An 11,046-nucleotide genomic window follows, 5' to 3' on the forward strand; every position below is an offset into this window, starting at 1 on the left:
AGGTGGACTTCTCTTGCTTCGGGTATCATCCCGACCTTGAATCACGACTCACGTTCCAAGAAAAGTGGGTACTAGTGCGTGAACCGTGAGGAGATCGGCGCCCGGCCAAGGCTGCATTCCGCCGCACAGATAGATACGTCGGCCATGGAGAAACGTGCACGAAAAACGGGCAATCTGCTCCTGACGCGCGGCCATCTTGGCTGCGATCGTCGCACGGAATGTACGTGATGCATGCAGTCAGGGCCCACCAAGTACGGGCACGCTCGTGCCTTCTGCTTGCAAATCGCAGCGGTCGCATCGTCGACGCAGTCCTACAACTCTTTCGGAGCGGTCGCAGCAACACGGTCCGATCCAGTCATCCGCACAATCGCCTGTATTGGCTGTGGAAGCGCAACAAAAAATGCGAATTCCCGCCTCTTTGCGCAGGATTTCGGAGTCGCAGGGCCTACATTGGGGAACTTCGACTTTCGTCGTCCTGTAATATTTTCGCAAAATGGAGATCAGCCAAAGCAGAGCTGACTTCCTGCCGATGAACTGAGTGCGGCTAACGTTATCTCCAAACGAGGGACTGAATCAGCTGACCCGCCCCGAGGGAGGTGAGGATCAGCACCGAGGGGACGACGTTGCATGGAGCGCGCTGTTTTGGCAGATGTAAGGGGCAATCTTTCGTCCACAAGGCAATGCGCGGCGGCGTTCCTGGACAATTACCCGGAGGAGGGTAGGCAGCGAGCCATAGATCGGCAGAGCTGGAGCATGAAATGGAGACAGCTCGCAGATGATCAATGCCGTCTTGGCGAGTTGGATATTAGCACCAACGCCTACGGTGCAGCGACAGAGGCTTGGCTTGGTGCGTTAACCGCCTTTGAAGTCGCCAGACGACTACCAGACCAAGATGATCCGCAATGTGAAGACATTTCAGCAAAAATCAAGACCGTCATTTGCAAGCTCGAATTATCCCAGCCGCAGAAAATCGAGCAGGTAATCGTTGCGGGCAGCGATGGCGAGGAGCTTACAGCCTATTACTTGCCTGCCGGTAAGCGCGACGTGGCCGCCCCGGCGGTCATTTGCATCAGCATGGAAGACGAATCAGAAACTGTCTTGCTCGGACGGCTGTTGCCCGTGGTGATCAATCGGGGCATGTCGGTCCTCGTCCTCTCCCATGAGGCCGTTTCAAAACACTCCCGCGGCCACTCGCAAGGTTTGTTGTCGGACTGCTTTGATCATTTGTCAGTTCGGCCTGACGTTGATGCCGCTCGGATCGGCGTCTATGGCGAAGGATCGTCGGCTGTTCTGGCCAGCGAATTCGCAGAGTTCGATCATCGCGTGGCTGCGGCGGTTTGCGACGGCGGTGTCTGGAATTGGACGCGCAGGCTAGCCTCAATTGCTTGGATGACGAAGGCTGCCGACGTAGTCGATGAAGCCTTGCTGTCGGCCCGTCGGGCGCAATCTGTGCGTCGATTAAGATGCCCTGTGCTAGTGGTCGCCGGCGGCCGTGCCGTCGTTAGCGTTGCGGAGGCAATCAAACTTCAAGCGGATTGCATCGCCGCGCACATTGATCTTGATGTGGCCATGCCGCGGGTGATCCAGAGTTCCGAGGGATACATCGAAAACTTTGTGACTTCCGACGAGTGCATCTTCAATTGGCTAGAGCATCAGCTCGGGTCCACGAAGGGTGCACAATGAACGCGGTTCGGACAAGATCATCTGACCGGGCCGTTGCCCGCCGCATTTCCGTGAGGCCAACGTTTGATCTCTCTTTACAACACGCCAATACTCAATTTTTGAGATGCCCATCGGCTATTCTTGGCGATCGCGGTTAGGCGCTTATTGAGATAGTCAAGGCTCGCTTCATCGAGCCCTTCAAACATCGTCGAATTAAGCGCCTCTCGTTTCATTGAGAGATTGCTGATCTCGACCCGCGCTTTCTCGGTCAAAGACATCTGAACGTATCTCGCGTCATCAGCCGATGGCTGGCGGTTCAGGAGTTCTATTGTCTCGAGTCTCTTGGTCTGGTTCGTAACGTTGGCCGGATGGATTCGCAGTTTATTTGCAACAGCTATTCCTGCTACGCCGCGACCTTCATCGAGCTCGGCAATGGCCATCAGGATCAGCCATTGCTGTTCGCTTATGCCTAACATCTGGGCCCAGGCCTTATGAATTTCCTCGAGCTGAGAATGGATCTCGACGATGTTCCAGATGAAGTCCCTAACGGCTCTGTTGAGTAGTTCCTTATCGGCCATTGTTGGCCCTTCCCTTGCGATCGCGGCTTTGCCCGCCCGACGATTCCGATCTTCGCCAGACGTATCCTCTCTGACGCTCCGTCACAAAGCGTTCCGGCAGCATATCAACTATATTGTAAATACCAATTGACGACTATAAGTAAGTAGTGCTATCGGTATGTCCGGATCGTTGCGAGATCAGACCGACGATCATGTTAAATCTCCAAGGAGAACCTCCGGGATGCCCCCTGGGGGTTCTTTTTTGTCTATTTTCGTCCGTTTGCAAGCTGATTTCGACCGAAATCGGGCTCTGTTGCAGAAGTGTCGCAGCTTGAAGCCAAACAATCAATTAGTAATAATAATTAGTTGAAACAATTGTTAGGCGGGCATAATGGTCGTTGCGACAGCGAGGGGGCGCCTCGAAGTCGTTCCGCCAAGGCCTGCCCAAAGGGCGAACCTCGATCGGCGGATCTTTGAAGGGCGGAAACCACGTTTCCAACTTGGAGGTTCAACTATGAAACTGACGAAGGCTCTTTTCCTCGGTTCCGCGGCGATGCTCGCAACCGCAGGGGCGCAGGCAGCCGATCTTCCCGTCAAGGCGAAGGCCGTCGAATATGTGAAGGTATGTTCGCTGTATGGCGCCGGATTCTATTACGTTCCCGGTGCTGACACTTGCGTCAGGCTCGGTGGTTATTTGCGTGCCCAGTTGGGCTTAGGCACCAATTCTATCGGTGTGGCCGCCGAAAGTGGCGTCGGTGGAGCAAACAACCGCCTCAGCAACTATTACACCGCTAGATCCCGTGAAGCCCTCAATATTGATACGCGCACCGCGACGGAGTACGGCGTGGTCCGCACGTATTTCCAAGGAGTGTTCACTTGGACGTCGGGCGGCTATGGAGGTGCGGGTACGGGCCTCGCGGGCGGTGCAACTGCGTATAATGGGAGCAATCCCGCCGGAAGCGGTAGCGGCTCAGTCGCCGGCGGTGCCCTTGGCGTCTACGACGCCTTCATCCAGTTTGCTGGTTTCACGTTGGGGCGCGCGCAGTCGCAGTTCTCCGCCCCATGGGCCGAGTATCCAGCAGGAAACGCGTACGAATTGCCGGGCGGCGGCTGGGATCGCGTAAACCAGCTCACTTATACCGCCGATTTCGGTCAAGGCATTACCGCGTCGTTCTCGGCGCAGGACCAAGTCACTCATGACACCAGCAACATTTGGAACGTTAGCGGTGCCACGGCCGCGGGTCTCGCGGCGGGTGTGTACGGCGCGAACGACATCGGCGGTTCGCGAGCTCCAGATCTTGTCGCGATGCTTCGTGTTGACCAGGCGTGGGGCCTTTTTCAGGCTTCCGTTGCGGCGCATGACAATCATGCGGCCTATTATGGTGCCGATGAAACGAGTGGCCATCCGGCCGACAAGTGGGGCTGGGCTGGTCAATTGGCCTTATCAATCAAGAACATTCCGACTGGTCCGGGTGACACGATCAATATGTCCGGCGTCTATGCCGACGGTGCAACCCGCTACAATTTCCACAACTACATGAACACCAGTTTCGCCATGTACGGCAGTACGGGCTTGCCGGGTGCTTACCAAAGCCTCGGACTTGCTGGCGCGGCTGACTCCGTGTTCGTTGCTGGTGCTGGTCAGCAATTGACCAAGACCTTCGGGTTTAACGGCGGCTATACCCACAACTGGGACCCATACTGGAGCAGCAGCGTGTACGGTGGGTGGGGTGCAGTGCGCTATAACAGCACAGCTAAGGGCTACATCTGCGGTGCATTCGTCGCGAGCCTCGCCCTCTCAAGTGGTCTTGCAGGCTGTAACCCCGATTTCAACTTTGCTGCTGTGGGTGTGAACGGGCGCTGGACCCCAGTCAAGAACCTGACCTTCTCGGCCGACCTCACTTACGTGACGCTCGACCAAAAGTATGCAAGCGGCAGCACAGTGACTCTGCCTCTACAATCAGGTGTAGCAAAGCCTGCCGCGGTCTACGAGCTCAAGGATCAGAACCGCCTTGTCTTGATGCTGCAAGTTCAGCGCAACTGGTGAGTATCTCTCTTCGACCAAAAGCGAAGAAGCGGCTCGTTTTGCTAGACAAGGCCCCGGCATCGCCGGGGCCTTTTTTAGCTTGACACCAATTTTCCGGAATGTGTGAACCAGCGCAAGTGTTTCCGGAATCGCGATTCCGCTAGGGACCGATTTCTGATTCAAATCTATGCGGGAAAACGAGACCAACCCGGATGACGCGACCCTATTCGGAAGACCTTCGTGGACGGGCTCTGGCGCGAGCTAACGCAGAGGGTACGGTTCGTTCCGCACAGGCGCTTCAGATCGGCCCGTCCTGCTTAATCTAGGGCGCGAGAATGGAGGCCTTTTGCTCGGCAAGCACGTGGTCACAAGAAGCCGGTTCTGTCTGGTGCCAATGCCGATTGCCTGCGTAAGCGAGCGCCTCGGGGGCTCACCTTGCGGATGCTGACAGGAACGGGCGGCGCGCGGGCTGGAGGGCCCATCAAGGCAAGATTGACGCTTCACGTCGGTCTTTATCGACGAGACTTAGTCAAGTCCAACATGGCGACACTACGCGGCTGGGATGCAAGCGGACAGGGCCGCAAGCATCCGCCCCTTTCGGCCACTGCAAGACCATGACTTTCATCTCAGTTCTGAGGCACGACCAGCTCAGCGCACCTTGGTCATCGACTGCCCCATACGTGTGGCGAACTCCTCGACCTCTTTTCTCTCGTGGCTTGCTCGGGCCACGGCGAAGCGGACGAGACCTATAACCCTCACGTCTCGGCGCTTAGGCGCAGGATTACTGCTCTACGATGCGCGGTATCGCTCAAATGCAGATTCGACACCATGGTAGTAAGTTCTTCGAGCCGACACTTATCACCGGTCTGATCTTCAGCGAGAGGGAAAGATAAAGATGATTTCCGAGGTGTTCATTACCTGCGCAGTGACAGGAGGAGGCGGCGCGCCGAGGCAGAAGAATGTGCCGGTCACCCCGCAGGAGATCGCCGAATCGGCAATCGAGGCGGCACGCGCGGGCGCGGCGGCAGTGCACCTGCACGTACGTGATCTGAAGACTCGCGCGGGCGTGCTGGATCCGGCGCTGTATCGGGAAGTGGTGAGCCGTATTCGTAACTCCAATGTCAATCCAGTAATCAACCTGACCACGGGCGAAGGCTGCTATCTGGTGCTGGGCAGCTCGGACAAGCCACTACCGCCTTCGCTGGAGACCGACATGCTTGGCGCGCTCGATCGGCTCGTCCACGTCGACGAGCTGCGGCCCGAGATCTGCACGCTCGATTGCGGCTCGAAGAGCGGCAAGGCGGCTACCGAAGGTGTCATGATTAACACGATCGGCACCCTGCGCAGGATGGCCAAACGTCTGCAGGAGCTCGGGGTGAAGCCCGAGCTCGAGGTGTTTGAGTTTGGTCATCTGATGATCGCCAATGAACTTATCAAGGAAGGTCTCATCGACGGTCCGCCCATGCTGCAGCTGTGTATGGGAGTTGGGTACGGGGTGCCGGACGATTTGTTGAGTTTGATGGCGTTGGTGCATCAGCTTCCGCCACACGCCATCTATTCAGCCTTCGCGGTTGGCCCAATGCAGCTTCCGTATGCGGCGATGGCTCCCTTAGCTGGTGCGAACGTTAGGGTTGGCTTGGAGGACAACCTGTATCTCTCTCGCGGGCGGCTGGCGAGCAACGCCGAGCTCGTGCAACGTGCGACAGAGGTTCTTGATCGTATCGGTGTGCGGGTGATCAGCCCGGACGAGATGCGCAAAAAGCTCAAGCTCAAATCCTGCGCCTAAGAGGCAATGCTCATGCTTGATAAGTCCAGCCTTCCCCAGACGCTCCCGCGCGCAATTGGGCTGCTCGGTGGCGGCGTCATTGGCGGCGGATGGGCCGCACGATTCTTACTCAACGGAGTAAACGTCCGCCTGTACGATCCCGCGCCCAATGCTGTCGAGTACGTCAACAAAATGGTGGCCAAAGCACGGCGCGCGTTTCAGCAGTTGACCCTTGTGCCGCTGCCAGTCGAAGGGACGCTCATAGTAGTGGATTCGGTCGCGGAGGCGGTGCGTGAGGTAGACCTCGTGCAGGAATCAGCACCGGAGCGCCTGGAGCTCAAGCAGAAGCTGCTCGCTAGCGCCAGCCGAGCTGCGGAGCCTGGACTCCTGATCTGCTCCTCGACATCCGGCTTTCGCCCTTCAATGCTGCAGACGGAGATGGACAATCCTAGGAGCTTCTTGGTCGCGCACCCGTTTCAACCTGTGTACCTGCTGCCGCTGGTCGAACTGTGTGCCGGAGAGCGCACAGCACCCGAGGCGCTCGAGCGGGCGGCAGCGATCTACCGGGCGATTGGGATGCATCCGCTCGTCGTACGCAAGGAGGTAGACGGCTTCCTTGCGAACCGACTGGGGGAGGCATTGAATCGTGAGTCGCTGTGGCTGCTGAATGATGATGCGGCAACACTACAGGAAATTGATGATGCGATCCGCTACTCTTGGGCGCTGCGCCGCGCCGCTATTGGATCCTACCGCGCGGCCGATGGTGGAGAGGGCATGCGCCAGACCATTGAGCAATGGGCGTTCAAGTGGCCGTGGTCGAGGCTGACTGAAAAGCCCGACATTAACCGCGCGTTTCTGGACAAGGCGGCGGAGCAGGCAGACGCGCTGGTGAAGGCCGATCCGTTGGACGTCCCTGCTGACCAGAAACGCGACGATCTGCTCGTTTCTCTGCTGCAGGCGCTGCGTTCGCAAAACTACGGACCCGGAAAAACGCTGGCGCACTGGGAACAGGGGCTCCGCGCTCGCGCTCCACACCCGAGCGAAGATTCGGGTCCCTTGCGCACGCAGCGTGAGATCCCGCCCAGCTGGGTAGACGGCAACGGGCATGCCGCCGAGAGCACTTACCTGCTGCTCTGCAGCGAAGCGACCGGGACCGTTACATCTCATATCGGCATCGACAGCGAATACCGCTCAAATAGCGGCACCTACTTCACTGTCGAGACTCATCTGTCGCATCTCGGTGAACTTCACGCCGGCGATCGGGTCCAGGTCCTCACGCAGATTCTCGGCGCCGACGACAAGCGCCTGCATCTCCTTCATGTGATCTCTCGCGAGGGTGAGAAGATGCCAGCCGCGACCGGGGAGCAGATGCTGATTCACGTGGACCCCGCCAGCAGACGCAGCGCACCTGTGAAGGGTCGCGTGCGCGACGGCCTGCTGAAGCTGGCGCGAATACATGCCGGTTTGCCGCGTCCGGAGCGCGCCGGCGCAAGCATCCAGATGCGCTAAGCGCACTAGGCGCGGACGTAAATGTTCATACGGCCCTCCCTCTAGCCATTGTTCTAATTAGAACGCGCCTCGTCAGGTACGCGGCCTGACTGTCAACGCGGTCGCGCCAGCTGGATGGACACCGCGCTGATGCGTAGTCAGCTGAAGGGCCAGGCTGCGGAGCTCGGCATAAGCACCGACGCTGGGATTGGGAAGAAAACGGTATGACCCCTCATCTAGCGTTACTTCTGCAGGAAGCCTGGGCAGGTTAACAGGAGTCGACTGCGTGGCAACGAGCCGTATGAGATGGAAAGGATTGGAAAGGCTACTGCGTCACTCAGTGATATAGTTGACACCCTCGAGCCCGAATGCATAGAGATTGATCAGTTCCGCGGCCGCAGCCTAGACCTATCGGTGGACAGCTAGTCGCTCAGGCGGTTTTAGCCGCCGAGCAGACAATTCGCGAGGATTGGTCGGCGCATTCGGTGCACGCGTATTTCCTAAAGGCGGCCGACGAATATCACCCAGTCGATTACAAGGTGGAACGGGTTCGGGACGGCAAGCCCTTGGCCGGCGCACGCGTGGCAGCAAAATTGCAACCAGTTGGCGCGGCAAACACGGTCTGCGCCTAACGCTTTCCAAGGCTCCTCGGTAAGCCAATAACTTATAGTTGCTCTATACGTTGACCAGCCCGCAAACATACTGCCTGCACATTATTTGTTCGCCCGAAAACGTGTTCAAGAGAATAGCGACCACAATTCTCCGTCCGACCCAATTTCTTTCAAGAACTTAAAATGACATCTCGGGGCTATTCGCATTGGGCGCCACGACGCGATGCATCAAGGCTTCGCGTTTGACTATCCGGCGCAGATTTTCTGCTCCGTAACAGGAAAGATTAGCTAATTGCCAGTCTCTAACCCCGATACATTTCTTGCGTACGCGGCAACAGTAATTGCCGCGCGGACGCATTAGAGAGCGCCTACATGGCCTGACAGCAGCCACGGTCACGGCTTGCTGTATTCAAGCAATGCTCAAGCCGCAAAGCTGAGGCATAAGCTTGAGAGCTCCCCTCCATTGCGAGCTGAGGGCAGCTGTCGATTGCACTGCAGCCGTTGGATTTATGAACAAAATGGCGTCCGTATGACCATCAGTCTCAGTGCAAGCGCCATATGAAGAACATTGGCGATGTGCTTCTTCAACCGACTTTCGGACGCCGGCGGCACGCTGACGAATGGTCATCCGCTAAGATCGACATCTCTTGACAGGTAAGGACGATGCGCAAAGTGTATCCCGACGCCAAGTCGGCTCTCGAAGGCGTTCTGAAAGACAATATGATGATCATGTCGGGCGGCTTCGGCCTCTGCGGCATCGCCGAGGAGCTGTCGGACGCGATCCGCGAGTCCGGCGTCAAGGGCCTGACGGTCGTCTCCAATAATGCCGGCGTCGACGGCATCGGCCTCAGCCGCCTGCTCGAAACCCGCCAGATCAAGAAGATGATCTCGTCCTATGTCGGCGAGAACAAGCTGTTCGCCCAGCAATTCCTGGCCGGCGAGCTGGAACTCGAATTCAATCCGCAGGGCACGCTGGCCGAGCGCATCCGGGCCGGCGGCGCCGGTATCCCGGCCTTCTACACCAAGACCGGCGTCGGCACGCTGATCGCCGAAGGCAAGGAAGTGAAGGAGTTCGACGGCGAGAAGTACCTGATGGAGCGCGGCCTGTTCGCCGACCTCGCCATCGTCCACGCCTGGAAGGGCGACACCGCCGGCAACCTCATCTACCGCAAGACCGCGCGCAACTTTAATCCGATGATGGCGACCGCCGCCAAGATCACGGTCGCCGAGGTCGAGCATCTGGTTCCGGCCGGTGAACTCAATCCCGACCACATCCACACGCCCGGCATCTTCGTGAAGCGCATCGTCGAGGTCGGCACGGCCAAGAAGCGCATCGAATTCCGCAACACCCGCCCGCGCACCGCCGCTTAAGCGTCAGGAGACTCACATGGCCTGGACCCGTGAACAGATGGCTGCGCGCGCCGCCAAGGAACTGCGCGACGGCTACTACGTCAATCTCGGCATCGGCATCCCGACGCTGGTCTCGAACTTCATCCCCGATGGCGTCGATGTCAGCCTCCAGAGCGAGAACGGCATGCTCGGCATGGGCCCGTTCCCCTATGAGGACGAGGTGGATGCCGACCTCATCAATGCCGGCAAGCAGACCGTGAGCGAGCTGCCGTCGACCTCGTATTTCTCGAGCGCGGATTCCTTCGGCATGATCCGCGGCGGCCACATGGACCTGTCGATCCTCGGCGCCATGCAGGTGGCCCAGAACGGCGACCTCGCCAACTGGATGATCCCCGGCAAGATGGTCAAGGGCATGGGCGGCGCGATGGACCTCGTCGCCGGCGTCAAGCGCGTCGTCGTCGTGATGGAGCATTCGGCCAAGGACGGCTCGAAGCTGCTGAAGAAGTGCAACCTGCCGCTGACCGGCGAGCGCGTGGTCGACATGGTCGTCACCGATCTCGCCGTCTTCACCATCGACAAGCACGGCGACGGCGGCATGGCCCTGATCGAGCTCGCCGACGGCGTCTCGCTCGACGAGGTCAAGGCCAAGACCGAAGCCGAATTCCGCGTCGCGCTGAAGAATAAGGTCTCGGAGTGGTGAGAGATTGTCGCTGACGTCGGCTTGACCGGTGGATGCGCTCGGCCGCGAAGACGTGGCTCCAGATCGCATCGACCAGCGGCATCAGGATTGCCGCGCAGTCACCTACCCAGCCGCAAGCGGATACACGAGATCGATGCTTTCCCACTGGTAGACGTCGCTCTGACGATAAAGTGGCAGGTGCAGACGTACTTGGCGAACAGGACATAGGTCAGCGGCTTGGGCCCTGCACGACCGCGCGCAGTCGGATGCGAGGGAGCCCTCGTTGGGTGATCGCTTTGCAGGCCCGGCAGACGAGCTTCTAGCGCACATGCTGGATCACCTTCCACTAGCACGGCACGAACTCCAGCATCTCTGTCACGTCCTCGCCAAGCTTGCAATTAAGAGCTGCTAATGCTCACCGACTGCGCAGCATTCATGTTACTGCAGTTCATTTCTGCGCCTTTGTAGTCCGTGATACACCTACCGAACCGTTCTTCAGGCGACATGAAGATCTTCGCGAATATCGCGAAAAAGATAGAGGGGCTTCATCTCAGCGATCGCGCCCGCCAGATGACATTAGCCATAGGCCGCCTTCATCGAGTAAAGGTCACCGCATCTCCTGCTTTATAGATGAACATGAATCTTCGCACTGTGCGGCCCCGGCGCAGGATTTCGGCCCCGTGAGCGGCGATATCAATGAATTTCGTCTCTGATAGTTCGATAATATTTCTGTGAAAGACAATCTTCTGTTGGCTGAAAGTCCGCAGAGACCAACGCGTGTGGGGGGGAGCGCCATGGTTAATCGCACACGCGTCCTAGAGGCCCGTCGCGGCGGACTCGACGGCGCGCTCAATAGCATGCAATCCATCAAGAATGAACATCGTGGTTTAGTAGGCGGCGGCGCGTTA

The 11,046-nt window shown here is 58.3% G+C and carries 8 protein-coding genes; 7 read left to right on the forward strand and 1 reads right to left on the reverse strand.

Going from position 1 to position 11,046, the window contains the following annotated elements; genetic code table 11:
* Positions 1–753 precede the first annotated feature (753 nt).
* On the forward strand, positions 754–1,683 hold the full coding sequence (locus tag IF809_RS37030) for an alpha/beta hydrolase family protein (protein ID WP_441258728.1): 930 nt from the start codon (positions 754–756) through the stop codon (positions 1,681–1,683).
* Positions 1,684–1,757: 74 nt separating this feature from the next.
* On the opposite strand, the gene IF809_RS37035 is transcribed toward IF809_RS37030, so the two are convergent.
* On the reverse strand, positions 1,758–2,240 hold the full coding sequence (locus tag IF809_RS37035; RefSeq protein ID WP_038937160.1) for a MarR family winged helix-turn-helix transcriptional regulator: 483 nt from the start codon (positions 2,238–2,240) through the stop codon (positions 1,758–1,760).
* Positions 2,241–2,733: 493 nt separating this feature from the next.
* Between IF809_RS37035 and IF809_RS37040 the strand changes: the two genes are divergently transcribed.
* From IF809_RS37040 to IF809_RS37065, 6 genes are all read left to right on the forward strand, one after another.
* Positions 2,734–4,266: a porin gene (locus tag IF809_RS37040; RefSeq protein WP_441258729.1), complete on the forward strand. Its 1,533-nt coding sequence runs from the start codon at positions 2,734–2,736 to the stop codon at positions 4,264–4,266.
* A gap of 874 nt (positions 4,267–5,140) precedes the next feature.
* Positions 5,141–6,031: a beta-keto acid cleavage family enzyme gene (locus IF809_RS37045; RefSeq protein ID WP_441258730.1), complete on the forward strand. Its 891-nt coding sequence runs from the start codon at positions 5,141–5,143 to the stop codon at positions 6,029–6,031.
* 12 nt (positions 6,032–6,043) lie between these two features.
* The gene (locus IF809_RS37050; protein WP_441258731.1) at positions 6,044–7,519 is read left to right on the forward strand and encodes a 3-hydroxyacyl-CoA dehydrogenase NAD-binding domain-containing protein; all 1,476 of its coding nucleotides are present in this window, start codon (positions 6,044–6,046) and stop codon (positions 7,517–7,519) included.
* 389 nt (positions 7,520–7,908) lie between these two features.
* On the forward strand, positions 7,909–8,130 hold the full coding sequence (locus IF809_RS37055) for an acyl-CoA thioesterase domain-containing protein (RefSeq protein WP_441261196.1): 222 nt from the start codon (positions 7,909–7,911) through the stop codon (positions 8,128–8,130).
* A 642-nt stretch (positions 8,131–8,772) separates the two neighbouring features.
* Positions 8,773–9,480 carry a CoA transferase subunit A gene (locus tag IF809_RS37060; RefSeq protein WP_441258732.1) on the forward strand — a complete coding sequence of 236 codons (708 nt, stop codon included), beginning with the start codon at positions 8,773–8,775 and terminating at the stop codon, positions 9,478–9,480.
* Positions 9,481–9,496: 16 nt separating this feature from the next.
* On the forward strand, positions 9,497–10,159 hold the full coding sequence (locus tag IF809_RS37065) for a 3-oxoacid CoA-transferase subunit B (RefSeq protein ID WP_441258733.1): 663 nt from the start codon (positions 9,497–9,499) through the stop codon (positions 10,157–10,159).
* Positions 10,160–11,046 lie beyond the last annotated feature (887 nt).

The sequence above is a fragment of the Bradyrhizobium sp. UFLA06-24 genome (assembly GCF_054967145.1).